Origin of the sequence: Sphaerotilus microaerophilus (assembly GCF_023734135.1) — a bacterium.
Classification (GTDB): Bacteria; Pseudomonadota; Gammaproteobacteria; order Burkholderiales; family Burkholderiaceae_C; genus Sphaerotilus; species Sphaerotilus microaerophilus.
On the sequence record NZ_AP025730.1, the window covers coordinates 4,004,210 to 4,029,197 of the forward strand.

Genomic DNA, 24,988 nt, shown 5'->3' on the forward strand with positions numbered 1-24,988 from the left:
GACGCGGTCGCCTCGTCGGCCACCGCGGGAGCGCGAGCATACGCCGCCCGTGCTACGCCGCGGCGGATCAGGCCATCGTGGCCGTGTGCAACAACCGTTCGGCCAGCCGGAAGTCCTCCGGCCAGGTCACCTTCAGGTTCAGCGTGTCACCGCGCACCAGCCGCGGCGCATGTCCCAGGGCCTCGACCGCGCTGGCCTCGTCGGTCACTGCCTCGCCAGCGCTGACCAGCGCCGGGCGCAGCAGGCCGAGGCGGAACATCTGCGGCGTCTGCGCCGCCCACTTGCCCGCGCGCGGCACGGTGGCGACGGCGCGGCCGTCGACCTCCTGCTTGAGCGTGTCGGCCACTGGCAGGGCGAGCAGTCCGCCCACCTCGTCATCCTGGCAGGCGTCGATCAGCCGGTCCACCCAGGCCGGCTGCAGCAGGCAGCGCGCCGCATCGTGCACCAGCACCCAGTCGTGCGGCTGCACGCCGCGCGCGGCCAGCGCCGCGAGCCCGTTGGCCACCGTCTCGGCCCGGCTGGCACCGCCGCAGCGCGCCACCCAGGCCTGCTCGCCAAGGTGCTCGGGGACAACGGCCTCGAAGCGATCATCGTCCGGTGACAGCACCACCAGCGTCGCACTCAGGCGGCGGACCTGGCGCAGCGCCGCCAGCGTGTGCGCCACCACCGCCCGACCCGCCAGCGGGTGGTACTGCTTGGGCCCACCCACACCAGCACGCACACCCACGCCTGCGCAGGGCACGAGGGCAAAGCAACGGGGTTCGAGGCCGATGGCGATGTTCATGGCCGCGGATTGTGCATGGCGTCCGGCCGGCCAGCGCACGGGGCGCCGCCTAGAATCGATCGCCTCCCAGCCCCCGCGCCGCCCGGCCTCGACCCGGCGGCGCGCTTTCATTGCCCGACGCCGTCCGCCATGCAGCTCCCCTCCATCGCCCCCGGCAAGCGTTACACCGTCCCCCGTCCGATTGGCTCGGCCGATGCGCTGCTGCTGGCGCGCTTCGCCCAGGCGCGCCGTGCCGAGCAGCGGCTGCTGGCGGTGGTCTGTGCCGAGCCGGCCGATGCGCAGCGCCTGCCCGATGAGCTGGCCTTCTTCGCGCCGGAGCTGCGCGTGGCGGTGTTCCCGGACTGGGAGACGCTGGCCTACGACAGCTTCAGCCCGCACCAGGACCTGATCTCCGAGCGCCTGGCCACGCTGTGGCGCGTGCTGCAGGGCCCACAACGTGGCGAGGTCGACGTGGTGCTGCTGCCGGCCACCACTGCGCTGACCCGGCTCGCGCCCCCCGGCTTCATGGCCGGCTACACCTTCCACTTCAAGCAGAAGCAGCAGCTCGACGAGGCGGCGCTGAAGCGCCAGCTCACGCTGGCGGGCTACCAACATGTCGGCCAAGTGGTGTCGCCCGGCGAATACGCGGTGCGCGGCGGTCTGATCGACCTCTACCCGATGGGCTCGCCGGTGCCCTACCGGGTGGACCTGTTCGACAACGAGATCGACTCGATCCGCGTCTTCGACCCCGACAGCCAGCGCAGCCTCTACCCGGTGCCCGAGGTGCGGCTGCTGCCAGGCCGCGAATTCCCGATGGACGACGCGGCGCGCACGGCCTTCCGCGCCCGCTGGCGCGAGCGCATGGACGGCGATCCGACCCGCTCGCGCATCTACAAGGACATGGCCGCTGGCGTGGCCACCGCGGGCATCGAGTACTACCTGCCACTGTTCTTCGACGAGACGGCCACCTTCTTCGACTACCTGGGCGAGACGGCCGCCTTGGCCCTGCACGGCGAGGTGGACGAGGCGCTGAACCGCTTCTGGGGCGAAACCCGCGAGCGCCACAAGTTCCTGCAGCACGACCCGGAGCGGCCGGTGCTGCCGCCCGAGGCGATCTACCTGCGCCCGGAGGACTTCTACGCCCGCTGCAACCGGCATGCGCAGCTGTCGATCCGCGGTAGCGAACCGGTCGGTCATGGGAATGAAGCCGCAGCTGCGGCTTCATGGGCCCGCCCCCTGCCCGACCTGAGCGTGCAGCGCGGCGGCACCGACCCGCTCAAGCGGCTGGAAGACCACCTGGTGCGCATCGGCCAGCGCGGGGCCACGGGCGGCACGGCCGAGGGCCAGGCGCCCACCCGCGTGCTGCTGCTGGCCGAGAGCGCCGGGCGGCGCGAGAGCCTGCTGGAGCTGCTGCGCGACCACCGGCTGGAGCCGCCCGCGGTGGACAGCCTCGCCGCCTTCCTGGCTGGCGACCACGCCTATGCGATTGCCACCGCACCGCTCGCCGCGGGCTTCTTCTGGACCGACGCTGCCCCCGGGTTCGGCATCCAGTTCGTCACCGAAACCGAGCTCTTCGACGCCACGCCCACCGCACGGCGGCGCCGCAAGCAGGAGGCCACCAGCGACGTCGATGCGCTGATCAAGGACCTCTCCGAGCTGAAGATCGGCGACCCGGTGGTGCACGCCAACCACGGCATCGGCCGCTACCGGGGGCTGGTGAACATCGAGCTGGGCCCGGACGGCAGCTCGGAGTTCCTGCACCTGGAGTACGCCGACAAGGCCACGCTGTACGTGCCGGTGAGCCAGCTGCAGCTCATCAGCCGCTACACCGGCGTCTCGGCCGAAGAGGCGCCGCTGCACAAGCTGGGCTCGGGCCAGTGGGAAAAGGCCAAGCGAAAGGCGGCCGAGCAGGTGCGCGACGCCGCGGCCGAGCTGCTCAACCTCTACGCGCGCCGCGCCGCGCGCGAGGGTTTTGCCTTCCGCTACTCGCCGCAGGACTACGAGGCCTTTGCCGCCAGCTTCGGCTTCGAGGAAACGTCCGACCAGGCCGCCGCGATCCACGCCGTGATCCAGGACATGATCAGCCCGCGGCCGATGGACCGGCTGGTCTGCGGCGACGTGGGCTTCGGCAAGACCGAGGTGGCGCTGCGCGCGGCCTTCGTGGCGGTCACCGGCGGCAAGCAGGTCGCCGTGCTCGCCCCCACCACGCTGCTGGCCGAACAGCACTGCCAGACCTTTGCCGATCGCTTTGCGCAGTGGCCGGTGAAGGTGGCCGAGATGAGCCGCTTCCGCTCCCCCAAGGAGATCAAGACGGCCATGGAAGGCCTGGCCGCAGGCACGGTGGACATCGTGGTCGGCACGCACAAGCTGCTGAGTGCGGACACCAAGTTCAAGAACCTGGGCCTCTTGATCATCGACGAGGAGCACCGCTTCGGCGTGCGCCACAAGGAGCAGATGAAGGCGCTGCGCGCCGAGGTGGACGTGCTGACGCTCACCGCCACGCCCATCCCGCGCACGCTGGGCATGGCGCTGGAAGGCCTGCGCGACCTGAGCGTGATCGCCACCGCGCCGCAGCGCCGCCTGGCAATCAAGACCTTCGTGCGCAACGAGAACAAGGGCACCATCCGCGAGGCGGTGATGCGCGAGCTCAAGCGCGGCGGGCAGATCTACTTCCTGCACAACGAGGTGGAGACGATCGAGAACCGCCGCCAGGCGCTGGAAGAGTTGCTGCCCGAGGCGCGCATCGCGGTGGCGCACGGCCAGATGCCCGAGCGGGAGCTGGAGCGGGTGATGCGCGACTTCGTCGCCCAGCGCCACAACGTGCTGCTGTGCTCGACCATCATCGAGACCGGCATCGACGTGCCCACGGCCAACACCATCGTCATCAGCCGCGCCGACAAGTTCGGCCTCGCCCAGCTGCACCAGCTGCGCGGGCGCGTGGGCCGCAGCCACCACCAGGCCTATGCCTACCTGCTGGTGCCCGACATCGAGGGCCTGACCAAGCAGGCCCAGCAGCGCCTGGACGCGATCCAGGCGATGGAGGAGCTGGGCAGCGGCTTCTACCTTGCGATGCACGACCTGGAGATCCGCGGCGCCGGCGAGGTGCTGGGCGACAGCCAGAGCGGCAACATGATGGAGGTGGGCTTCCAGCTCTACAACGAGATGCTGGCCGAGGCCGTGCGATCACTGAAGGCCGGCAAGGAGCCGGACCTGCTCTCGCCCACCGGCTTCTTCGGCGCCAACACCGAGATCAACCTGCACACCCCCGCGCTGCTGCCCGACGGCTACTGCCCCGACGTGCACGTGCGCCTGAACCTCTACAAGCGCCTGGCCACGGCCGAGAAGCTCGACAAGGTCGATGCGCTGCTCGAAGAGGTGACCGACCGCTTCGGCAAGCTGCCTACGCAGGGCCAGTCGCTGTTCGACCTGCACCGCCTGCGCCTGCAGGCCCGGCCCTATGGCATCGTCAAGATCGACGCCGCGCCGGGCGTGATGAACATCCACTTCCGCCCCAACCCGCCCATCGACCCGGTGCGCATCATCGAGCTGGTGCAGAAGAACAGGAACGTCAAGCTCGCCGGCAACGACAAGCTGCGCATCGAGCGGGCCTTCCCGGAGGCCAAGGACCGGGTGCAGTACGTGCGCGATGTGCTGCGGGGGCTGGGGCAGCCGCTGGCTGCGACTTGAGCAGGCGCGCGCCTCACTGCGAGGGCAGAAGCAAGAAGGGGCCCCGAAGGGCCCCTCTTTCTCACTGACGCAACCGCCTGATCACGGTGCGCTGCAGTAAGTCAGCGTCGACGGCTGGGTTGGCTGGGCAGGCTGCGAGGCCGACCAGGTATTGACCGGGGTGATGGTCACGGAGCAGTCGGCCGCCACCATCAGGTCGAAGGCGTGCCAGTAGTAGTTGCTGGTGCCTTCACCGCTGCCGGGCACGAAGACCCGCTGAGCTCCGTTCAGGTTCAATTCAACGCGAACCGGCGAGGCGGTCATACCGGGATTGAAGGTACCGCTGTAGTTGCGCAGGAAGTAGCGATACGTCCCGACCATCAGCTTCGACACGGTCACCACCTCCGGACCGTATCCGGTGGTGTCGTCGACATCCAGATTGGCAAACGTCGGCGAGAGCAGGCTGCCCGTGGAGCCGTAGTAAATGTGGCTGCCGCTGGGCAGGTAGATGTGGGAATCCACATCACTCGGAAGTTCACCCCATGTGAGCCGGATGTTGAGGCTGGCCGCAGTTTCCGACAGCACCAGGCAACTGGGCAGCGTGGAATCCGAACTCCCTGACGTGGCCGACAGCGTATTGGTCAACAGGTTGTTCGCCAACGCGGTGACGGTCAACTGCGAGTTGCGCTTGACCGCAACGCGGAAGGTGCCGTCAGCTGCCGAGGTCGCGGTGGAAGTGCCGCTGTAGTTGATGCCATCCGTGGCGACCAAGGCATTGGCCACCGGCTGATTGGCCGCATTGCGCACACAGCCGTTCAGGTACACCGTCTCAATCACCTGATCGGCGTTCCAGACACTGAAGTGCGTGACCGTGCCCTCGTAGTACTGGTTGGGCGCCGTACCCCGCAGGGTGGCCGTGCCTTCCTGCACCCAGCGGCCCGTGCTCTCGTTGTAATAGAACAGCGGAATAGAGGTCGGGGTCGACGACGACGGCGTGCGGGTGCTCAACGGGATGCGGATCGTCGCACTGCGGCCCGAGGCCAGGTTGTAACGCGCGCCCCCGGCGTCACGGATGTCCACGGAGATAGCGCCAAAGCTTTCGATCGGCGTGGCCGTGCTTCCCACCATGGTGGTGTAGTCACCGGGCATGCGGTTGACATCCAGCGACGGATCGATCGGCGTCACGGCCACGGTCACAGAAGCCGCTGACGCAGCGCCGTCTTCACGTACAAGCGCGTTGGCAGGAAAGGTCACCTGCGCCGTGGAACTCGGCACCGTGACGACTCCTCCGGCAGCCACATTGACTGCCTGAGACGCGCCCACCGGGATCAACTGGGCGTTCACCGTCGTGCTGCTCGACGCAGTCACGGCTGCCGGACGCTGGGTTCCCGCATGGCCCGTGGCGCTGAAACTCACCAGCACTCGCTCGCCCACAGGGACGGACATGGTGTAGCGACCTGCCGAGTTCGTCGTGGCACTGACTGCGCCAGCGGTGACAGTGGCCCCCTGCAACACGGCACCGTCGGTTGTACGAACCTCACCGGCCACCGTTCCCCGCGGCATCAGCGTCACATGCAGGCTCGCCGCCTGGCTGGTGACGGAGCCCAGCGAGTTGGTGACGATGACCGCGAACGTTGCTCCCTCGTCGGCAGCGCCCGTCGCCGGGGTCGCGTACGTGGCTGACGTGGCACCGGCTATGGCAACGCCGCCTCGCGTCCACTGATAGGAGAGCGTCGCATTGCCAGCCGCCACCACCGTGAAGGTCGCGGAACTACCCTCGTTCACCGTTTGCGCCGCCGGTTGGGTGGTGATCGTTGGACGGCCATCGGACGATTCTTGGCCCCCCTCTCCGCCGCCGCATCCCACCAGGGACAACGCCAACCACAAGGGCAGCCACAGCAGGTACTTGAACCATGCAAACATATTTAGGACTTACGCAAACGTTTAAATCAAACTAGATTATTTAATATATCGGCGCCGATTTCGTGGTATTTGTGATAATATATTCACCATGAAACCCACGAGCCGAGACTACTGCCAATTTCTGATATCCACACAAATCAACTACACGCAGACCTATTTTGCGGATCACCATCAGAGGTTTTCTCATGACGCCATAAATCGCTACTTGCAGGCTGCCAATATCAGCCCGGCCGATGTCTGGAATCTGGCCCGACGAAACATCGAATTTGACGACGATGCCTGCCTGGTTTTCGATGACAGCGTTCTGGACAAGAACCACTCGCACAAAATCGAGCTGGTGCGCAAACAGTACAGCGGCAACGCCCACGGCCTGATCAAGGGCATTGGGGTGGTCAACTGCCTGTACGTGAACATCAAGACCGGCCACTACTGGATCATCGACTGGCGCATCTATGCGCCTGACGAAGACGGCAAGTCCAAGCTGGATCATGTCCAGGAGATGTTCGACAATGCCATGGCGCACAAGAAGCTGCCCTTTCGCACCGTGCTGATGGACTCCTGGTACGCCACCATGGATCTGATGAAGCACATCCACCGGGCGGGCAAGCACTTCTACTGCCCGCTCAAGAGCAATCGCAAGGTTGACGACAGCCAAGGCCAGCAGCCCTACAAGGCGGTCAGTACGCTGCAGTGGAGTGCCCAAGAACATGTGCATGGCAAACACGTCAAACTGTTCAAGTTTCCCAGTGACATCAAGCTTAGGACTTACGCAGGGTCACTTCAGCTAGCGCAATGATTCGCCATTTCGACTCAATATGTCAGATGGGTGCCATGCGAATGGTTGGTGACCGAAGTTCCTTCTTGAGGAATTCCGAGAGGATTCCCTTCTTCAGGCTGTAGATGTTTGTCTTCAGCGCTTTGGCCGTCTCGCAGAGGTGGACCCAGGCCAATATCGCGCAGGCGATGTGATTCTTCTGTGACCGGGCCATTCTGCACTGACATTTTTCGATGCCAAGAACCTGCTTGATCTCCCTGTGGTACTGCTCAATCTTCCAGCGCACGGCACACATCTCATGCGTATCGTCCGTCGAATCTTGAGATAGGTCGTTTGTCACAACCCAGTCCGTGCGATTGGTATCAACCACAACCCGGAACAGTTTCAGCTTGATGTCACTGGGAAACTTGAACAGTTTGACGTGTTTGCCATGCACATGTTCTTGGGCACTCCACTGCAGCGTACTGACCGCCTTGTAGGGCTGCTGGCCTTGGCTGTCGTCAACCTTGCGATTGCTCTTGAGCGGGCAGTAGAAGTGCTTGCCCGCCCGGTGGATGTGCTTCATCAGATCCATGGTGGCGTACCAGGAGTCCATCAGCACGGTGCGAAAGGGCAGCTTCTTGTGCGCCATGGCATTGTCGAACATCTCCTGGACATGATCCAGCTTGGACTTGCCGTCTTCGTCAGGCGCATAGATGCGCCAGTCGATGATCCAGTAGTGGCCGGTCTTGATGTTCACGTACAGGCAGTTGACCACCCCAATGCCCTTGATCAGGCCGTGGGCGTTGCCGCTGTACTGTTTGCGCACCAGCTCGATTTTGTGCGAGTGGTTCTTGTCCAGAACGCTGTCATCGAAAACCAGGCAGGCATCGTCGTCAAATTCGATGTTTCGTCGGGCCAGATTCCAGACATCGGCCGGGCTGATATTGGCAGCCTGCAAGTAGCGATTTATGGCGTCATGAGAAAACCTCTGATGGTGATCCGCAAAATAGGTCTGCGTGTAGTTGATTTGTGTGGATATCAGAAATTGGCAGTAGTCTCGGCTCGTGGGTTTCATGGTGAATATATTATCACAAATACCACGAAATCGGCGCCGATATATTAAATAATCTAGTTTGATTTAAACGTTTGCGTAAGTCCTAAAGCTGAAACTGTTCCGGGTTGTGGTTGATACCAATCGCACGGACTGGGTTGTGACAAACGACCTATCTCAAGATTCGACGGACGATACGCATGAGATGTGTGCCGTGCGCTGGAAGATTGAGCAGTACCACAGGGAGATCAAGCAGGTTCTTGGCATCGAAAAATGTCAGTGCAGAATGGCCCGGTCACAGAAGAATCACATCGCCTGCGCGATATTGGCCTGGGTCCACCTCTGCGAGACGGCCAAAGCGCTGAAGACAAACATCTACAGCCTGAAGAAGGGAATCCTCTCGGAATTCCTCAAGAAGGAACTTCGGTCACCAACCATTCGCATGGCACCCATCTGACATATTGAGTCGAAATGGCGAATCATTGCGCTAGCTGAAGTGACCCTGCGTAAGTCCTAATATTTCTCTTCTCCATGAACAGGAAACGAACGGTTGTGATGGTCGCAGACGAGCACGTCACACAGCAGTTGGCCGATCGGAACAGGACACGGCAATTCGCCGAATTTTTCACGGGTTTCTGTTTAGACCGACAACCTCGCACCGCCAACCGCGCAGTAGCACACGAAAGTAAAACGCGGATGGGAGCGAATCGCATTAACCAATACCATGTACTAAGACAGAAAATAATTTAATTCACAAAATGTAGGGGCAATCTGGATGGCGAAAAAATCCTGAAACCAGAGCAGGCAGATCTTGTAGTCGCAGTAGCGCCCGCTCGATCAAACTGCGCAGGCTGGCTTTGTCTGTCGGCTTTTGCTTTGATACTCGCTCCTTGACGTTCTTCCAGACCTGCTCGTCAGGGTTGAGTTGTGGAGAGTATGGCGGCAGGTAGTGGAGTCGAAGCAGTCCATCGGTTGAATTGACATATTCTTGAACAATTCCGGCTTTGTGAATACTGTGACCATCGACGACGAGAATGACCTTCTGAGTCCGGTCGGTCATCAATTGGCGCAGGAACTTCACGAAGACCTCGGCCGTTGTGCGTCCCTCGTGGAGCATGAAATGCAGTTGTCCATTGGCACTGACCGCAGAAATCATCTGCACCGACACACGCTTGCCCGTCGAGCGCACCACAGGTGTTTGTCCCTGGGGTGCCCACGTGGTACCGGCGTGGTAGTCCGAGCGCATGCCAGCCTCGTCAGCGAACAGGATCTGTGCACCCAGCACCTTGGCGGTGGCCTGGAGCTGCGGCCAGTCAGACGCCCACCATTGCGACACCAGCACGGGGTCTTGTTCATAGGCGCGATGCACCGGACGCTGCGTAGTGAAGCCCAGCAGGCGCATCGCCTTGCTCAGCGTAGGCAGGCTCAATTTCATGCCGAACTGGCGCTCGATGAGTGCGCCAATCATGGAAAGTGTCCACAGCCCGAACTCGAACTTCAGTTGGTCGGGCGTGTTGTCACGAACCGTATCGGCAATCCACCGAAGTTGCTCTTCATTGAGTTTGAGCGGGCGCCCGGCTCCGCTTTTGGCTGCCAGCGCATTTTGCCCGCCCTCACTGAAGGCGGCGACCCATTTGTAGACGGCACGACTCGTCACGCCGAACAAACGCGCCACATCCGCCGCAGCAAACCCTTCCCGCATCATCTTGACACCCTGCATTCGATTCCACTGCTGCTCCATTCGGCGCGAGGTAAAAACAGGACGGGGAGGCAGTTTGTGCTTCATGGTGCATATTATATATGAACACAAACTCAATTAGAACTAAATTTCTTTATTTCTTAGTAAATCGCGTGACACCTGTCGCAGGCTCGCCACCTTCCTGCGCCGCGGATCATCGGGTGTTAAGAAACCTCAAAAAGAATGCCGCTCGTCCGGGCCAGACTGCCCAGGATGCAACCAGCAGGTCATTTGGAAATAGAGCGACATGAATGTGAATCGTGAATGGGTGACTCCGATCACCATGGGGGCCTTCGCACTGATGGCCGTGACGGGCGTGCTGATGTTCTTCGGGCTGCGGCCAGGCTTGATCGTGCCTGCGCACGAGTGGCTGAGCTGGGCCTTCCTGATCGGCGTCGTGGGCCACGTGACCGCCAACTTCCTGGGCTTCAAGCGCCACCTGAACTCGCGCCGCGCGCTGATGATCGTGGGCGGCTTCGTGGCGGTGCTCGTCCTGGCAATGGCCGCGGCGAAGTTCATCCCCAAGAAGGCTGAGAAGGAGCCCGGTTGGGCCACGCCGGTGCGTGCGTTGGCGACGGCGCCGCTGCCGGTGCTGGCCCAGGTGGCCCGGGTCAGCAACGATGAGTTGAAGTCCCGCATCCAGGCCGCGGGTGTCACGGCCCCGGTGAGCGACACGACGACGGTCGCCGACCTCGCCGGCGCGGACTACGAGCAGCAGAAGAACCTGCTGCGCAAGGTGCTGGGTTCCCAGCAGGCCGCCTCCGGTGACAAGGAAGAGCACAAGCCCTGACGTTGCGTCTCGGCCAGCGTGAACCCGCCCGGGTGCGGCTGAACCAGTGGATGGGCGAGCGGCTCTGGGACAATGTGGGCTGATGGCCGGCGCAAGCCGGCCTTTTCGTGCCACATCGCCACCACCATGACTCCCATCGAATTCGCGCCCGGCCTCGTCATCCGCGGCTTCACCCCTCCCCTGCGCCTGGCCGACTTCGGGCTGATCGCGTTCGACATGGATTCGACGCTGATCAACATCGAGTGCGTTGACGAGATCGCCGACGCCGCTGGCCGCAAGGCCGAGGTGGCAGCCATCACGGCTGCGGCGATGCGCGGCGAAATTGCCGACTACAAGGAAAGCCTGCGCCAGCGCGTGGCGCTGCTGGCCGGTGTGCCGGCCACGGCGCTGGAGGAGGTCTACAACCGGCGCCTGCAGCTCAACCCAGGCGCCGAGGCGCTGGTGCACGCCTGCCGGGAGGCCGGGCTGAAGACCTTGCTGGTCTCGGGCGGCTTCACCTTCTTCACCGACCGGATCTGCGAGCGCCTGGGCATCGACTTCAGCCGCAGCAACCAGCTGGAAATCGTCGATGACCTGCTCACCGGCCGCATGGTCGACCAGGGCTGGGGCGACATCTGCGATGGCGAGGAGAAGCGTCGCATGCTGCTGGACACCTGCGCGGAACTGGGCATCGAGCCGCGCGAGGCCATCGCGATGGGCGACGGCGCCAACGACCTGCCGATGATGGGCGTGGCCGGGCTGTCGGTGGCGCACCACGCCAAGCCGCGCGTGCGGGAGCACGCGATGGTGGCGATCGACGAGGGCGGCCTGGACCGCCTGCTCGAAGTCCTGCGCTGAGCCCGCGCCGGGTCAACCCCCGGCGTCAGGAACACCGCATCAAAAACACAACTCCAGCTGGGCCTGCACCTCGTCGGCCCAGGACTCGGCCTGGTGCGGCGTCAACTCCAGCGCCAGCAGGGCGGCCATGCCGCCGCGCTGCCACTCGGCGTGGCGATTCAGCCCATGGTGGCGCTGGATGATGCGCTCGGCCAGCAGCGCCAGCGCCACCAGCACCTGCACGCGCTGCGGCACCACGCTGCTGCCCAGGCAGCGGTAGTCGTGGTGCAGCGCGACGGCCTGCACGATCTCATCGCTGAGTCCCCAGGAGCCCGCCATCGAGGCCCCCACCAGCGCATGGTGCGTGCCGTGCCGACCCTGCTCCACCTCGGTGAAGGGCCGGTGGCCCAGGTTGGCCTCGGCCAGCGTGACGCGGTAGCTGGGCTGCTCGAAACGCTGCAGCAGCACCGGGATGCCGATGTCGCAGAACAGGCCGAAGCTGTGCGCCAGGTCCGGCTCGACCTGGCCATGCTGGCGTGCCAGCCAGGCGATCGCGATGCTGCGGCGCTGCGCCACATCCCAGAAGCGCTCCAGCGACGGCCCCTGGCAGGGCAGCACGCGGCGCAGCACCAGCGCGCTGAGGATGGCGAGGCAACGGCAGGCGCCCAGGCGCTCGAAGGCGATGCGCACCGTGCCGATGGGCTGCGGCAGCCCCAGCCAGGGCGCGTTGGCGATCTTGACCAGCGCCGCCGAGACGGCCACGTCGGAGGTGGCCACCTGCACCAGCGCGTCCAACCGAGGGCGCTCGCTGCTCAGCTCCGCATGCAGGCGCTCCAGCAGATCCGGGCGAGGCGGGATGCCGATGTCCTTCACCAGCCCGGCCAGCAGGGCCGGGTCCAGGGCGTTGGCGTAAGAAGCGGCGAAGGCAGAGACAGACGAGGTGGCGGCGGGCGCGGGCATGGCCTGTTTTCGGCACCGCCCCCTTCATCTGTAGGGGCTCAGGCGCGGCACGGGCCGCCTTCCCCCTCAAGCGAGGTCATTGCGCCGGCTGGGGCAGGATGACGATGCCGTCGGCATCGGCGCACAGCCAGTCGCCCGGGCGCACCCACACGCCCTGCACCTGCACCGGCACATCGACCAGCCCGGCCTGCCGGCGGTCGGTGGGCAGCGGCATTGCCGCCAGGGCGCGGATGCCCACGTCGCAGGCGGCCAGCTCGGCCACGTCACGCACGCAGCCGTCCACCACCACACCGGCCCAGCCGTTGCGCGCGGCTGCCGCGCCGATGTTGCCGCCGACCAGGGCGCGGCGCAGCGAACCGGCACCATCGACCACCAGCACCCGGCCCTCGCCAGGGCCTTCCAGCAGCGCCTTCACCGAGGTGTTGTCCTCGAAACACTTGACGGTGAACACCCGACCCGCGAAGGCCGCACGGCCACCAAATTCGCGGAACACCGGCGGCAGGACGCGGAAGGTGCCGTCGGTACTGGCCTTGTGCCGATCGCACAGGTCGCAGGTGGCGGGCACGGGGTGGGCGGGGGCGGCAGCGCTCATCGGGTCTCTCGGCGGTTGGGGCGGAAGGTCGGCAGGACGGGGCGGTGACCAGCCCCGGTCGGCGACCATGATGCCGCACCGCGGACCGCCCGCCAGGGCAGGCCGACACGATGGCCACCCAGCCTGACACGGGGCTGGCGTCGCCGGCACCGCAGCGGCCGGTCAGGACCAGGCCATCACGGGTACCCAGGACTGCAAATGGCGGCCGTGAAAGCGCCGTGAGTTGACCCCATCGGCCAGCCGGTAGGCCAGCAGGCGGTCCGGCACGTGCTGCACATGGGCATAAGTTTCGCCCGCGCCGCCCGGAATGGGCACCAAGGCCACTTCCAGATCGGCCCAGACACCACGCAGGCGCACGCCGCAGCAGCCCAGGACAGAGGCCACGTCCTGAGCCGTGGTCTCGGCCGTGAAACCGAAGATGACCAGGGAGACATTGGCTGCGGGGGCATGCAGGTCGACGGACATGGTGGCTTTCGCTGGCACAACAATCGGGCCAGGCCCGAGTGCACGAGGGAACCGCCCTCGCCCCTGTCCTATCGACTGAAAACCCTCGTCCCTGAGGGGTCAGTATTTGCGCCAGGTCAACTCACAGGTTCTCAGTTCAGCGCGCGGATGCCTGCCGCGTCCAGGCTGCCCAGGAACTGGGCGACGTTCTGGAAGCCGATCACGCGCCGGTCGGCCAGCTCCTGCCCCGCCGGATCGAAGAACAGGATGGCTGGCGGCCCGAACAGGCCGAAGCGCTTGAGCAGGGCCTTGTCGTCGGCGTTGTTGGCCGTGACGTCCACCTGCAGCAGCAGCACGTTGGCCAGCCGCGAGCGCACCTGCGGGTCGCTGAAGGTGAACTGCTCGAACTCCTTGCAGGACACACACCAGTCGGCATAAAAGTCGAACATCACCGGCCGGCCGGCGCTGCGCACCGCGGCCTCCAGCTCGGCCAGGGTCTTGACGCGCTGAAACGCCAGCGCATGGCCCGCAGCGGCCGGCAAAGCCGCCCCTGGCGCGGCCGCCGCCACGCCGCCGCGCAGGTGCGCCAGCGGCTGCAGCAGGTCCCGCCCGCCCGACAGCAGGCCGACGATCTGCGCCGCGCCTGCCAGCGCCAGCGCCACACCCAGGGCCTTCGCGATGCGGCGCAGGCCCGCTGCGTCGTCAGGCAGGCGGTCGAAGGCGCGCAGCTGCACCGCGCAGCCCAGCGCCAGCACACCCCAGGCCGCCATCGCCACCCAGGCCGGCAGCACTGGCGCGACCATCCACAGCGCCACCGCCAGCAGCAGCACGCCGAAGAAGCGCTTGACGCCTTCCATCCAGGCCCCGGCGCGCGGCAGCAGCGAGCCGGCCGAGAGCCCCAGCAGCAGCAGCGGCACGCTCATGCCGCAGGCCAGCGCGAACAGCGCTGCGCCGCCGAGCAGCACGTCGCGCGTCTGGCTGATGTAGACCAGCGCCCCGGCCAGCGGCGCCGCCACGCAGGGCCCGACGATCAGCGCCGACAGCCCGCCCATCAGGAACACGCCCGCGTAGCTGCCGCCCTGCAGTCGCCCCGAGGTCGCGGTGAGGCGGTTCTGCAGCGCCGAAGGCAGCTGCAACTCGTAGAAGCCGAACATCGACAGCGAGAAACCGACCAGCAGCAGCGCAAAGGCGCCGAGCACCCAGGGGTTCTGCAGCGCCGCGGCCAGGCCCTCGCCCGCCAGCCCGGCGGCCACGCCCATCGCGGTGTAGACCAGCGCCATGCCCAGCGAATAGGCCAGCGACAGCACAAAACCCTTCGGCCGCGACACCGGCGCGCCCTGGCCGACGATGATCGACGACAGGATCGGCAGCATCGGCAGCACGCAGGGCGTGAAGGACAGCAGCAGGCCCGCCAGCAGGAAGACCCCCACCACCGTCCACAGGTTGCCCGAGCGCAGGGCGCCCTCGACACCGCCCGCGCCCGCGCCAGCGCCAGCTCCTGCCGAGGCCGGCGGCGCCTTGGCCGCCGGTGCCGGTGCAGCGGCCCCCGCCGAGGACGCCGCGGCGCCTGATCCAGCAGAGGCGGCCGAGGCGGCCAAGGCACCACCACCCGGCGCGCCCAGCGCCAGCGCCGGGCCCGCCGCCGGCTGCCAGGCCGCGCCGGCCTCGTCGGCCATCAGCGTGACCTGGCGCAGCGCGCCATCGGCCACCTGCACCTTCAGCACCTGCGGGCGCGGCGGGTAGCACAGGCCCTTGTCGGCGCAGCCCTGGCTGGTCACGGTGAGCTTGAACTCGGCCGGCGCGGCCCGCACGGGCAGCGGGATGCGCAGGCCGTCGCGGAAGGTCTCGACCTCCTTCTGGAAGGTCTCGTCGAACTTCACCTTGCCCTTCGGATAGGCCGCCTCGCCCAGCTGCACGCCCGCGGGCGCCGCCTCGATGGCGAAGCGCTCGCGGTACATGTAGTAGCCCGGTGCAATCTCGTAGCTCAGCTCGATCGTCGCCGCATCGGCCACGCGGGCGGAGAGCTTGAAGGCCTGGTCGGGCTCCAGGAAGTCGTCCGCGGCGCGGGCCATCGCACCTGCCAGCAGCGCCCACAGCAGGACGAACAGCATCGCGAGCGGACGCAGCAACCGGCACACCCCGGGCTGGCCGGCGGCCAGCGGGCGGGGAGAAGGAGAAGGAGAAGAAGCCAAGGCGAAAGCAGACAGGACTGACATGGTGCTCATTGTGAAGGATCGACAACGCCGACCAGGGGGTCGACCCGGGTGACGCCGCCATGCGCGTCGACAGCCAGCCAGGACACACCCTGCTCGCGCAGGAAGGCCGGGGCGTCGGCCTCCTTCAGCATCGCGATGGTGGTCAGCGCCCCGGCCGCCAGGCAGGCCGGCGCCAGCACGCTGATGGCCTGCCAGTGCGACACCGGCCAGCCATGCCGGGGGTGCAGCAGGTGGCAGTAACGCCGGCCGTCAACGACCATGCTGCGCTCGTAGTCCCCGCTGGTGGCCAGCGCGCCCTGACTGACCGGCAGGCTGGCGATCACCCCGCCGGGCTCGCGCGGGTGGGCGATGGCGATGCGCCAGGGCGAGCCGTCCGGCCGGGGGCCGAGCACGCGCAGGTCGCCGCCCAGGTTGACAATGCCGCTGCGCGCGCCCAGGGCCAGCAGCAGGCCGGCCGCGCGGTCGGCGGCGTACTCCTTGCCAAAGCCGCCGAAGTCCAGCTGCATGCCCGGCCGAGGCAGCGCGATCGCTTCGCGCGACCAGGCCACCTCGCCCCAGCCGATCAGCGGCAGCAGGGCGTCCAGCTCCGCCTGCGAGGGCAGACGCTGGCTGCGGAAGTCCCAGGCCCGGCGCAGCACGCCGCTGGTGACGTCGAACAACCCGTCGCTGGCACGCCAGAGCTGGTCGGAAAAGCCAAGCAGGTCGGCCGTCTCGGCGTCCAGCGGCACCGGCTCGCCGCTGCCTGCCGCCGCATTGATGCGCGAGACGATGCTGTCGGCGCGGTAGCGGGAGTAGGTCGTCTCGATGCGCCGCACCTCGGCGATGGCCTGCTCGACCCAGGCCCGGGCGGTGGCCGCATCGACCCCGGCCAGGCGGATCTTGCAGACGCTGGCCATGCCGCTGAACTCGATGACCGTGTCACCGTCGGGCTCGACGGGTTCGCGCTGCATGCCCATGGCCTGGACCCCCATCACCGGCTCCGCGTCAGAACGTCGAGCTCAGGCCGACCTGCAGCCAGTTGGCCGTGAAGGGCGCAATCCCCGGCGAGCCGTCGCCGCCCAGGCGCCAGCCGGAGCGCTGCTCGTAGCGCTCGAACTTCAGGTCGGCGCTCCAGCGCGGGCTGATCTTCCAGTCCAGCCGCGCACCCCAGGTCAGCGCGCCGAAGGCCGACAGGCGCTGGTCGTTGGTGTTATAGCGGGTCGATACCTCCTGGTCCGGATAGAACGGCAGCCCGGTCACTGGATTGATGGCGCTCGACGGATCGTAGTAAAACGACGCCGCGCGCTGGGTGTGGTAACGCAGCAGCGGCGTCAACGTGAAGGCGCTGCCCAGCGGCTGCACCCAGGCCGCCTCGGTGGTGTGGGCCCGTACGCCGAAGCTGTCCTGGTAGAGCCGGTAGCTGCTGCGCAGCGTACCGGGCCAGTTCTCGCCCCGGTGGTTCCAGCGCAGCAGCAGTGCGCCGGTGTTGCGCTTGCGAGGGCGCTCGTCGTACATCTTGTACGGGTCGCTGAAGTAGCCGCGCCCGAAGCCCAGCGTCAGGTTGGCCTGCACCAGGTCCTGCGCGCTCCAGGCCTGCGTCACGCCGAGCAGCAGGTCGGTGGTGCGGCGCTTCTCGTTGACCTTGCGGTTGACCGGGTCGATGCGGTCGTTCGTGAAGCCCAGCCCGGTGTTCCAGCTGGTGTTGTTGTCTGCGCTGGAAAAGCGGGCATCCACCGACAGCGCCCGCGAGCGGTAGTCGTGCTCGTTCGACACCGACGCGGCCAGGCCGAGGGCGGAGCGCTCGAAGTAGCGCGTCACCTTCAGGTCGCCGGCGTTGCGCTTGTCGTGCATCACGCTGGCACCGGAGACGTCCGCGTAGTAGCGCGGCGAGGCACCGGAGACGTCGTCGTGCACGGCGGAACCTTCAAGCGACCAGTGCGCACCGATGGGCGCGAGCAGGTACAACGACGGTGCATCGACGGCGATGCGCTTCAGGCCCGGCTGGCTCTCGCGGTAGTTGAGGTACTTGAGCGCCACCACGCCCTGCTCGGGCGCCTGCTCGGCCATCGCGGTGGCAGGCACCACGGCTGCGATCACGCCCGGCAGGGCCAGCGCAGCGGCCACGATGGAGCCGGCCAGACCGCGTACAGCGCGCGGGGCCGCATCGCTGCGGTCGAGTTCAACGTGCAGTTCAGTTGCAGCCACAGCCACCTCCGCCCACGCCGTAGCCGCCCGAGGCCGCTTCCTTGCTGAAGTAGATGTGCTGGACGTAGCGCTGGTCGAGCGAGTCGGCCTCGAAGGTCATGTCCTTGCGCGCCAGCGTGCCCTTTTCCCAGGGCTGGGGCGGTTTGAAGGTGCTGCAGCCGCCAAGGCCGCCGAGCAGGGTCAGGCCGGCCAGGGAGGCCAGCAGCGTCAGGCGCAGGCCGGCTCGGCGCGCCGCGGGGGGCACGCTCGGATCGGGGTGGTTCACGGGGAATCCTCCTGGATGAAACGGGGTGGGTCCGGCTGGCGCCGGGCCGGTGCCGCGCGTGGTGGCCTGTCGGGGCCACTGCGGCAATGGATCAGCGCCCGGCCTTGGCCAGCGCCGCGACGATGGCGTCTTCCAGCGCTTTGCGCTCCTCGTCACGGAAACCGCTGTGCTGCTGCAGCACCGTGCCATCGGCGCCAACCAGCACCGAGGTCGGCATGCCCTTGATGGCGAAGGCGCGCGGAGACTCGCCCTTGCTGTCGAAGGCCAGGGTGAACTTGGCCGGGGTCTGGGCGAGGAACTTGTCGGCCTCCTCGCGCTTGGCATCGACGTTCACGCCAATGACCTGGAAGCCGCGCGCGCCGTACTTGGCCTGCATCTCGTTCATCCACGGGAAGGACTGGCGGCAGGGGCCGCACCAGGAGGCCCAGAAGTCGACGTAGACCACCTTGCCCTTGGAGGCGGCCAGGCTGACGTTGCCCTGCAGGCCGGGCAGCTCCAGGGCCGGCGCCGGCTGGCCCGGTGTGGCGGCCAGGGCCGCGGAGCAGGCGCCGGCCAGGGCGGCGCAGGCAAGCAGACGGCGCAGGTTGCGTGAGATGGGTTGCATGGGAGCGGCTCCTTGAGTGAGGTAGGAAACGGGAAACGAGGCGATGCGGCAGGCTCAGGGATTCCGGCCCGGGACCTGGTCCTGGTCCTCGGCGTGCTGGCGCCAGCGCCGCCAGCCGAGGACCAGGACGGCCAGGCCGCCCAGCGCCAGCAGCAGCGGGTCGAATGGCCGGCCGGACGCAGCGACGGAGCAGCCCCCGCCGCCGACGTTGGCGTTGCTGGTGGCACCGCTGCCGCCGGCCGTGCCCGCCAGGCTGATCGTGGCCGGGTTGGCGGCGTTGGTGGACGTCACCTGCAGCGTGGCCGACCGTGCGCCGGCGGCCGCCGGGTCGAAGCCCACCGTGACGGTGCAGCTGGCACCTGCGGAGAGCGTGACTCCAGCGCCGCAGCTGCCGCCGTGCACGAAATCGGCCGCGTTCGTGCCTGACACCGTGACGGCGCCGATCGTGCCGGCCACCGAACCCGAGTTCAGCAGCGTGAGCGTCTGCTCCGCCGACGGAGTGCCCACGGTGGCCGAGAACGACAGGCTGGTCGAGCCGGTCCAGGCCAGGTTGGCCACCGGCGTGGCCGTGCCCGTACCCGACAGGCCGATGCCGTGCGGAGAACCGCTGGCATTGCTGGTGATGGCCACGCTGCCGGTGACGCTGGCAGCCGAAGTGGGCGTGAAAGTGACGCTGATCGTGCAGCTGCTGCCGGCCGCCAGGCTGGTCGGGCAGTTGTTCGTGGCCGCGAAGCCCGTGCCGCTGGCGGCGATGCCGTTGATCGTCAGCGCCGCGCTGCCGCTGTTGGACAGCGTCACGCTGCGGGCCGTGCTGGTCTGGCCGACCGTCACCGAGCCGAACGCCAGCGTGCTGCCCGACAAGGTGACAGCCGGTGTTGCCGCGACGGTGATGTAGCTCGGCGTGTCGCCCGTCTTGCTGGCGATGTAGGCGGCCAGGTCGTTGTAGTCCGAATCGCTCAGCTGCGACTGCAGGAACTGCATCTCACGGCGTCCCGACACCGCGCTCTTGGTCAGCGCGGCGGCGTAGCCGAACCGCACGTTGTTGATGTTCGACGCCGGATTCGTGCCGTGGCAGGCGCTGGCCGCGCAACTGCTGGTGCCAGACACGAACACCTTCGTGTACAGCGTCTGGCCAGTGCTGACGCTCTGCGCGTGAACGCCCAGGGCAGCCGTTGCCAGCAGGCCGGCCATCGCCCACGGGGCAAGCCCACGGACCAGGGAAGGAACATCAAAACTCATGCAAACAACTCCCGTAGAGAAACCCATGATTCAGAGGAACGGCTGACCAGATCACACAGTCCGGCCCACTCGGGCGCACCCGGCTGGCCCCAGGCCAGCCAGGCCAGGTTGAAGCTGGCGTGCAGCGCGGCGGCCGCCACGACACGGCGCTCACGTTCATAGAGCCTGCCGATGCACAACGCCGGCAGGACCACCGCCACGCCGGTCCACGCGTCACGCGACCAGGCATGCAGCGCGCCGAACGCCAGCGCCACGGCGACATTGGCTGCCCGCCACGCCGCCGCCCGCAGCAGCGCCTCGTGCAGCACGCCGCGGAAGAACAGCTCCTCGCAAACCGGCGCCATCAGCAGCCAGGTCACCAACCAGTTTGGCTGCACAGCCCGCGTCCCGGCGGGCCAGCCCGACGCCAGCGCCACCATGGTGGCCAGCGCCGCCACCACCACGATCGCCCGGCGAGATTGGCCTGTCGCCAGCACCGGCAGGCGCAGACCTCGCACCCGGACCAGGGGGCGCGGGCGGGCAACGACGGGGATGGACAGCGACGACATGCGGAAGATCGGGATGGATGGCAGCAGGAATGGGACCTAATCCCATGTCGCCATTGTCCCCATCCGGAATGAACCGAACATGAAGCTGGCAACCCGGTGTAAACCTCCGGACTGCGAACTAATTCACATCCAGCGCCGGATGCATGCCGTCGTCCGCAGGGCAGACGGCCGGGATGCGCGGGGCCCGCTCGCCGCTGATGCTTACATTCACTGGCGTCTGGAACGCCTCGGGTCGCGAATGCAAGCGCGGGCGGCGCTCAGGCCGCTGATGCCTTCGCCCTTGCCGTCGCCTGTCCCACCCAGGCCGCCGACAGCACCGCCGCGCCCAGGCTGAGCGCCGCGCCCTGGAAGACCGCTGCGGGCAACTGCATGTCCAGCAGCCGCCCGAACAGCGGCGCGGCCAGCGCGAACCCCAGGTCCAGCCCCGAATAGACGAGGCCGTAGACCCGCCCCGTGGCGCCCGGCGGCGTGGCGCGGCGGATCAGCATGTCGCGCGACGGCCCGGCCAGGCCGGTGCCCAGCCCCGCCACCGACGCCACGACCAGCGCGGCGGTGCCGCCCAGCCACGGGTGGGTCGCCACCAGCAGCAGAGCCGCGGCGCCAGCCAGCGCGGCGGCAATGAGCGGCTCCAGGCGCTGGTCCAGCCGGGCCAGCAGGAAGCCGCCGGCCACCATGCCCAGGGCACCGCAGACCATGTAGCCGGTCACCACCAACGCCGCCACGGGCAGCGCGAGGCCGTGGATCTGGTGCAGCGCCGGCGCCGCAAAGCTCTGCACCGCACTGAGCGCGCAGGTGGACCAGAACAGGAAGGAAAAGCACAGCCACACCGCCGGCAGCCGCAGCAGCGCCCCCACCGACAGCACGGCGGTGGGCGCAGCGGCAGACCCGGCCGCCGCTGCAGGCCGGGCCCCCTGCGGCGCCGGGGCCGACGTTGGGGCAGCGGCGGCGGGCCGGGCCGACACGCCGTCATCCAGCCAGCGGCGGCAGGCCATCACGCCGAGCAGCACCAGCGCGGCAAGCATGGCGATGCCCAGGTAGGTGGCCCGCAGCGACCCGGTCAGCGCCAACAGGCCGGCACTCACCAGCGGCGACACCGCCCAGCCCAGGTTGCCGCAGATGCCGTGCACCGAATAGGCGTGGCCCAGGCGCACCGGCGTGATGCGGCGGTTCAGGATCGTGAAATCGATCGGGTGGAAGGGCGCATTGCCCAGTCCGGCCAGCGCCGAGGCCAGCAGCAGCCCGGTGTAGCCCTGGGCGAATGCGGCCGCCAGCGCAGACAGCACGAAGCAGCTCAGCGCCGCACACAGCACCGGCCGCGCGCCCACCCGGTCGACCAGGAAGCCCGACAGCGCCTGCCCCACGCCCGAGATCACGAAGAACAGCGACACCACCAGCCCCAGCTCGGCATAGCTCAGGCCGTATTCGCGGATGAACCAGGGGAACATCGGCGGCAGCAGCAGATGGAAGAAGTGCGAGGTGCCGTGCACGAGCCCGACCAGGCCGATGGTCTGCGCATCGCGGCGCAGCGAGGGGGTGTCGGTGGCACCGGGAGGCGTGGGGCGCGAGGCATGCATCGGCCGATGATAGGCAGGACGGCGTGCGTGGCGCGCAAGCCTCGGTGCGGCGGCTGAAGTCGCCTGCCCGTCACGCCATCTGCCGGAGCCGGTGCGCCAAGCACTACAGTACGCGCATGCGCACCGGGCAAGCGGGAGCCGGCGCAGGCCGGCCGGGCCTGTTCTGTCTGACCGGCCGTGCGCGCGACCAACGTCGGGAACGATCCATCCATGTTCAAGAGCCTGTTCGGCGATCTCACGCCGCAGCGTGAGCGTCACGTCCCAGACGACGATGCGGCTGACAACGACTTCGCCTCCACCGCGGTCATGGGTGACCCCGATGGCGAAGACGGCGACGGCAGCGATGACGACCGGGCCGGACTGGCCCCTGCGGGCCGCCACCAGCGCGACCTCTTCGTCACCGGGTCGCCGGTCCAGGCGATGCGGGCGCACTTCGCCAGCACCCGCGACGAGGCGGGCCCCACCACGCGGCTGATCACGCTGCACGACCCGGCCGGCATGTGGGCAGGCGCGGTGGTCAAGGCCCTGTCAGATGCCAGCGGCCAGCCGGTCGAGCGCCTGCAACTGCGCGACCAGGGCTCGCTGGACACGCTGGCGGTGATCGAGCGCACCACGCTGCCACGCCGCCTGGACGACACCCTGAAGGTCTACCACGCCGACCTGCGCCTGCAGGGCCAGGAGACCGACCTGATTCCCCTGGCGCTGATGGAGCACTCGGACCTGGCGGCCGTGATCGTCGGGCCGATGACCCCGTCGGCCATCGACGACATGCTCGCCACGCTCAACGGTGCCACGCGCGGCGAGAACTGGCGCTGCGCGCAGCTGCTGTTCATGCTGCCGGTGGGCGCGATGTGGATCGCCCACAAGATCGACGCCCTGAGCTGGCCCGCCAAGGTGCAGGTGGTGATGCTCAGCGAGCCCCTGACCAGCGCCAGTGCGGTGTGGAACAAGGTGCTGGCGCACTGGAACCGGGTCAAGCCAGGCCAGCCCGACGCCCCCACCACCACCCCGGCCAGCGGCTTCATGCCCAGCGGCATGGCGCCCCTGGCCGAGCCGCGCGCCACCCAGCGCCCGGAGCCGGTGAGCGAGACGGTCCTGGTGCAGCCACCCGCACCCCCAGCCGCCGTCTGGCCGATGCCCGGCAGCCCTGGCGCGGCAGACGCCGCAGCGCGGGTGCCCGACCCGCAACGAGCCCTGGTGATCCTGCGCGAACTGATGCTGCTGGACGGCCTGATCTTCGCCTCCCTGGTCGACGCCGCCAGCGGCCTGGTGGTCGCCAGCGATGCGCAGGGGCCGGACATCGACCGCGCCGCCGCATCGGCCACCGAGATCCTGCGCGTGCACCGCCGCACCCTGCGCCAGATGGGCCACAGCCGGCCGAACGACCCGGTCGACGAGGTGCTGGTGACCGCCGGCAACCGTTACCACATCCTGCGCACGCTGCAGGCCCACCCCGACTACTTCATCCTGGCGGTGCTCGACAAGCTGCGTTCCAACCTGGCGATGACGCGCTTTCGCATCATGGAAGCCCAGCAGGTGCTGGCCTGAACGGCGCACGAGCAACGTCCGAACGGAGACCTTTCTTGCCCGATCCCTCCTGCGCCACCTGGTCCGGCCCCAACAGCATCCAGCCCGACGACGACGGCATCGCCATCCCGACCGGCAGCACCCGCGAGCTGCGCACCCGCTCACCCAGCCCGGCCGCACCGCGCATCGAATCCCTGTTCAGCCGCGACGGTGTGCCACCGCAGCAGACCATCGTGGTGTGGGACCCGGGCCGCGCCTGGTCGACCTTCTCCCTGACGCAGCTCGGCGTAGGCCCTGGCGCGCCCCGCCTGCACCGCGTGCTGCTGCGCCAGGAAGGTGCGCGCGAGCCGCTGGCCGAGTTCCTGGTCACCTGGCTGCCCGGCGGCAGCGAGGCGAAGGGCTGGGGCGTGGTCGAGGTGCTGACCGCCCCGGGCGATCCGCTGGGCACCCGCATCGCGCTGACACTGCTGGAACAGGCCGACCGTGCCGTGCTGCTGGCCGGCGGTGCCGGCGACAAGGACCTGATGCGCCGCATCGGCGACTTCGTGCGCAGCGCGCAGTGGGACGGGCCCTCGCTGCTGATGGTCAGCCCCGCCGACAAGCCCAGCCGCGCCGATCGCCTGCGCCGCGGCAGCTGGCCACGCGGGCTGCGCGTCCATGTGCTGGAGGTCTTTGCCAGCCCGGAGCCAAGCTGGACCCAGCAGCTGCTGACGATGGTGCTCGGCGACGGAGCACCCCAGGAAGACAGTGCGGCCCCGCCCGGCGAGCCTCGGGTAAGGGCCCTGCCCGCTGGCGCCCCCACGACAGCGCCGGGTACCACGCCCGGTACCACGGCGGGTACCTCATCGCGTGCCACGCCGGTGGCGGCGCTGGCAACGGCGACCCTGCGGGACCTACCCAGCGCGGGAAGCGATGCGGATCCGCGGTGTGCGGCGCTGGCGCTGGCCGCCCGTGCGCCCGGGGTGCTGGCCTGTGCGCTGCTCGACGCTGCAGAGGGCGAGGTCCTGGCCAGCCTGGGGCCGGTGCAGGTCGCCAGTGACGCTGCCCGCTGCGCGGCACGGATGTGGCAGGCCCAGGGCGGTGCGGCCACCGAGCTGGGCTGGAGCACGGCCACCTGCCACCACGTGGTGCTGCCCGTGTGGCGGCAGCCACCCCAGTTGCTGCTGGCCGTGGCCGACCGCGAGTTCGGCGAGCCCGCCAACGTGCGCTGGCACCTTGCCGTGGCGCGCAATCACCTCACCTGAAGGGCCATCGGCAGCCAGCGCCCGCCTGGGCTAGGATGCCGGCCCCGCCCTGTGTGTCACCACCCGGGCGGGACCCCATCGCTCCAC

At 67.9% G+C, this 24,988-nt stretch carries 20 protein-coding genes and 2 pseudogenes; 7 read left to right on the top strand and 15 right to left on the bottom strand.

Annotated elements, in window-relative coordinates:
* Nucleotides 1-67: 67 nt before the first annotated feature.
* Complete coding sequence (ispD, locus tag NGK70_RS17055) at nucleotides 68-784, bottom strand: 2-C-methyl-D-erythritol 4-phosphate cytidylyltransferase (RefSeq protein ID WP_251969692.1); 717 nt, start codon at nucleotides 782-784, stop codon at nucleotides 68-70.
* Between the two features lie 129 nt (nucleotides 785-913).
* Between ispD and mfd the strand changes: the two genes are divergently transcribed.
* On the top strand, nucleotides 914-4,450 hold the full coding sequence (gene mfd / locus NGK70_RS17060) for a transcription-repair coupling factor (protein ID WP_251969693.1): 3,537 nt from the start codon (nucleotides 914-916) through the stop codon (nucleotides 4,448-4,450).
* 81 nt (nucleotides 4,451-4,531) lie between these two features.
* On the opposite strand, the gene NGK70_RS17065 is transcribed toward mfd, so the two are convergent.
* Nucleotides 4,532-6,352 (bottom strand): carboxypeptidase regulatory-like domain-containing protein, encoded by a 1,821-nt coding sequence (locus NGK70_RS17065; protein WP_251969694.1) that lies wholly within the window; start codon nucleotides 6,350-6,352, stop codon nucleotides 4,532-4,534.
* An 88-nt stretch (nucleotides 6,353-6,440) separates the two neighbouring features.
* On the opposite strand from NGK70_RS17065, the pseudogene NGK70_RS17070 reads away from it, so the two are divergent.
* A pseudogene (locus NGK70_RS17070) lies at nucleotides 6,441-7,121 on the top strand (IS701 family transposase); the annotation flags it as partial.
* Nucleotides 7,122-7,170: 49 nt separating this feature from the next.
* Here the strand turns inward: NGK70_RS17070 and NGK70_RS17075 are convergent.
* Nucleotides 7,171-8,184, bottom strand: a complete 1,014-nt coding sequence (locus NGK70_RS17075; RefSeq protein ID WP_251969112.1) for an IS701 family transposase — start codon at nucleotides 8,182-8,184, stop codon at nucleotides 7,171-7,173.
* An 82-nt stretch (nucleotides 8,185-8,266) separates the two neighbouring features.
* On the opposite strand from NGK70_RS17075, the pseudogene NGK70_RS17080 reads away from it, so the two are divergent.
* Nucleotides 8,267-8,617: pseudogene (locus NGK70_RS17080) on the top strand (transposase); the annotation flags it as partial.
* A 294-nt stretch (nucleotides 8,618-8,911) separates the two neighbouring features.
* On the opposite strand, the gene NGK70_RS17085 reads toward NGK70_RS17080, so the two are convergent.
* On the bottom strand, nucleotides 8,912-9,901 hold the full coding sequence (locus NGK70_RS17085; RefSeq protein WP_251973654.1) for an IS630 family transposase: 990 nt from the start codon (nucleotides 9,899-9,901) through the stop codon (nucleotides 8,912-8,914).
* Nucleotides 9,902-10,145: 244 nt separating this feature from the next.
* On the opposite strand from NGK70_RS17085, the gene NGK70_RS17090 reads away from it, so the two are divergent.
* Nucleotides 10,146-10,688 (top strand): DUF4405 domain-containing protein, encoded by a 543-nt coding sequence (locus NGK70_RS17090; RefSeq protein WP_251969695.1) that lies wholly within the window; start codon nucleotides 10,146-10,148, stop codon nucleotides 10,686-10,688.
* 126 nt (nucleotides 10,689-10,814) lie between these two features.
* On the top strand, nucleotides 10,815-11,525 hold the full coding sequence (gene serB / locus NGK70_RS17095; RefSeq protein WP_251969696.1) for a phosphoserine phosphatase SerB: 711 nt from the start codon (nucleotides 10,815-10,817) through the stop codon (nucleotides 11,523-11,525).
* A gap of 39 nt (nucleotides 11,526-11,564) precedes the next feature.
* Here serB and NGK70_RS17100 read toward each other — a convergent pair whose 3' ends face one another.
* The 11 genes from NGK70_RS17100 to NGK70_RS17150 all read right to left on the bottom strand — a co-directional run bounded on the left by NGK70_RS17100 (nucleotide 11,565) and on the right by NGK70_RS17150 (nucleotide 22,130).
* Nucleotides 11,565-12,464: an HDOD domain-containing protein gene (locus NGK70_RS17100; protein WP_251969697.1), complete on the bottom strand. Its 900-nt coding sequence runs from the start codon at nucleotides 12,462-12,464 to the stop codon at nucleotides 11,565-11,567.
* 76 nt (nucleotides 12,465-12,540) lie between these two features.
* A complete protein-coding gene (gene rraA, locus NGK70_RS17105) occupies nucleotides 12,541-13,056 on the bottom strand; it encodes a ribonuclease E activity regulator RraA (RefSeq protein WP_251969698.1) in 516 nt (171 codons plus the stop codon).
* A gap of 162 nt (nucleotides 13,057-13,218) precedes the next feature.
* The gene (locus NGK70_RS17110) at nucleotides 13,219-13,521 is read right to left on the bottom strand and encodes a hypothetical protein (RefSeq protein WP_251969699.1); all 303 of its coding nucleotides are present in this window, start codon (nucleotides 13,519-13,521) and stop codon (nucleotides 13,219-13,221) included.
* 131 nt (nucleotides 13,522-13,652) lie between these two features.
* Nucleotides 13,653-15,716: a protein-disulfide reductase DsbD gene (gene dsbD, locus NGK70_RS17115; protein ID WP_428985526.1), complete on the bottom strand. Its 2,064-nt coding sequence runs from the start codon at nucleotides 15,714-15,716 to the stop codon at nucleotides 13,653-13,655.
* Between the two features lie 5 nt (nucleotides 15,717-15,721).
* Entirely contained in the window at nucleotides 15,722-16,687 is a 966-nt protein-coding gene (locus tag NGK70_RS17120; protein WP_251969700.1) for an FAD:protein FMN transferase, read from the bottom strand.
* A gap of 13 nt (nucleotides 16,688-16,700) precedes the next feature.
* Complete coding sequence (locus NGK70_RS17125; protein WP_251969701.1) at nucleotides 16,701-17,900, bottom strand: DUF3570 domain-containing protein; 1,200 nt, start codon at nucleotides 17,898-17,900, stop codon at nucleotides 16,701-16,703.
* Nucleotides 17,887-18,165, bottom strand: a complete 279-nt coding sequence (locus NGK70_RS17130; RefSeq protein WP_310742542.1) for a DUF4266 domain-containing protein — start codon at nucleotides 18,163-18,165, stop codon at nucleotides 17,887-17,889. The genes NGK70_RS17125 and NGK70_RS17130 overlap by 14 nt, the downstream gene beginning before the upstream one ends.
* Before the next feature lie 91 nt (nucleotides 18,166-18,256).
* Nucleotides 18,257-18,769: a TlpA family protein disulfide reductase gene (locus tag NGK70_RS17135; protein WP_251969702.1), complete on the bottom strand. Its 513-nt coding sequence runs from the start codon at nucleotides 18,767-18,769 to the stop codon at nucleotides 18,257-18,259.
* 54 nt (nucleotides 18,770-18,823) lie between these two features.
* A complete protein-coding gene (locus tag NGK70_RS17140) occupies nucleotides 18,824-20,008 on the bottom strand; it encodes a choice-of-anchor D domain-containing protein (protein ID WP_251969703.1) in 1,185 nt (394 codons plus the stop codon).
* A complete protein-coding gene (locus NGK70_RS17145; protein WP_251969704.1) occupies nucleotides 20,005-20,556 on the bottom strand; it encodes a JDVT-CTERM system glutamic-type intramembrane protease in 552 nt (183 codons plus the stop codon). The genes NGK70_RS17140 and NGK70_RS17145 overlap by 4 nt, the downstream gene beginning before the upstream one ends.
* A gap of 257 nt (nucleotides 20,557-20,813) precedes the next feature.
* Nucleotides 20,814-22,130, bottom strand: a complete 1,317-nt coding sequence (locus NGK70_RS17150) for an MFS transporter (protein ID WP_251969705.1) — start codon at nucleotides 22,128-22,130, stop codon at nucleotides 20,814-20,816.
* Nucleotides 22,131-22,340: 210 nt separating this feature from the next.
* On the opposite strand from NGK70_RS17150, the gene NGK70_RS17155 reads away from it, so the two are divergent.
* Nucleotides 22,341-23,678 carry a roadblock/LC7 domain-containing protein gene (locus tag NGK70_RS17155; protein WP_251969706.1) on the top strand — a complete coding sequence of 446 codons (1,338 nt, stop codon included), beginning with the start codon at nucleotides 22,341-22,343 and terminating at the stop codon, nucleotides 23,676-23,678.
* A gap of 35 nt (nucleotides 23,679-23,713) precedes the next feature.
* Nucleotides 23,714-24,901 carry a hypothetical protein gene (locus NGK70_RS17160; protein WP_251969707.1) on the top strand — a complete coding sequence of 396 codons (1,188 nt, stop codon included), beginning with the start codon at nucleotides 23,714-23,716 and terminating at the stop codon, nucleotides 24,899-24,901.
* Nucleotides 24,902-24,988: the final 87 nt, after the last annotated feature.

Bases quoted from the DNA above. Each gene is read 5' to 3' on its own strand.
- ispD (WP_251969692.1), bottom strand. From the start codon at position 784: ATGAACATCGCCATCGGCCTCGAACCCCGTTGCTTTGCCCTCGTGCCC.
- mfd (WP_251969693.1), top strand. From the start codon at position 914: ATGCAGCTCCCCTCCATCGCCCCCGGCAAGCGTTACACCGTCCCCCGT.
- NGK70_RS17065 (WP_251969694.1), bottom strand. From the start codon at position 6,352: ATGTTTGCATGGTTCAAGTACCTGCTGTGGCTGCCCTTGTGGTTGGCG.
- NGK70_RS17075 (WP_251969112.1), bottom strand. From the start codon at position 8,184: ATGAAACCCACGAGCCGAGACTACTGCCAATTTCTGATATCCACACAA.
- NGK70_RS17085 (WP_251973654.1), bottom strand. From the start codon at position 9,901: ATGGAGCAGCAGTGGAATCGAATGCAGGGTGTCAAGATGATGCGGGAA.
- NGK70_RS17090 (WP_251969695.1), top strand. From the start codon at position 10,146: ATGAATGTGAATCGTGAATGGGTGACTCCGATCACCATGGGGGCCTTC.
- serB (WP_251969696.1), top strand. From the start codon at position 10,815: ATGACTCCCATCGAATTCGCGCCCGGCCTCGTCATCCGCGGCTTCACC.
- NGK70_RS17100 (WP_251969697.1), bottom strand. From the start codon at position 12,464: ATGCCCGCGCCCGCCGCCACCTCGTCTGTCTCTGCCTTCGCCGCTTCT.
- rraA (WP_251969698.1), bottom strand. From the start codon at position 13,056: ATGAGCGCTGCCGCCCCCGCCCACCCCGTGCCCGCCACCTGCGACCTG.
- NGK70_RS17110 (WP_251969699.1), bottom strand. From the start codon at position 13,521: ATGTCCGTCGACCTGCATGCCCCCGCAGCCAATGTCTCCCTGGTCATC.
- dsbD (WP_428985526.1), bottom strand. From the start codon at position 15,716: ATGTCAGTCCTGTCTGCTTTCGCCTTGGCTTCTTCTCCTTCTCCTTCT.
- NGK70_RS17120 (WP_251969700.1), bottom strand. From the start codon at position 16,687: ATGGGGGTCCAGGCCATGGGCATGCAGCGCGAACCCGTCGAGCCCGAC.
- NGK70_RS17135 (WP_251969702.1), bottom strand. From the start codon at position 18,769: ATGCAACCCATCTCACGCAACCTGCGCCGTCTGCTTGCCTGCGCCGCC.
- NGK70_RS17140 (WP_251969703.1), bottom strand. From the start codon at position 20,008: ATGAGTTTTGATGTTCCTTCCCTGGTCCGTGGGCTTGCCCCGTGGGCG.
- NGK70_RS17145 (WP_251969704.1), bottom strand. From the start codon at position 20,556: ATGTCGTCGCTGTCCATCCCCGTCGTTGCCCGCCCGCGCCCCCTGGTC.
- NGK70_RS17150 (WP_251969705.1), bottom strand. From the start codon at position 22,130: ATGCATGCCTCGCGCCCCACGCCTCCCGGTGCCACCGACACCCCCTCG.
- NGK70_RS17155 (WP_251969706.1), top strand. From the start codon at position 22,341: ATGTTCAAGAGCCTGTTCGGCGATCTCACGCCGCAGCGTGAGCGTCAC.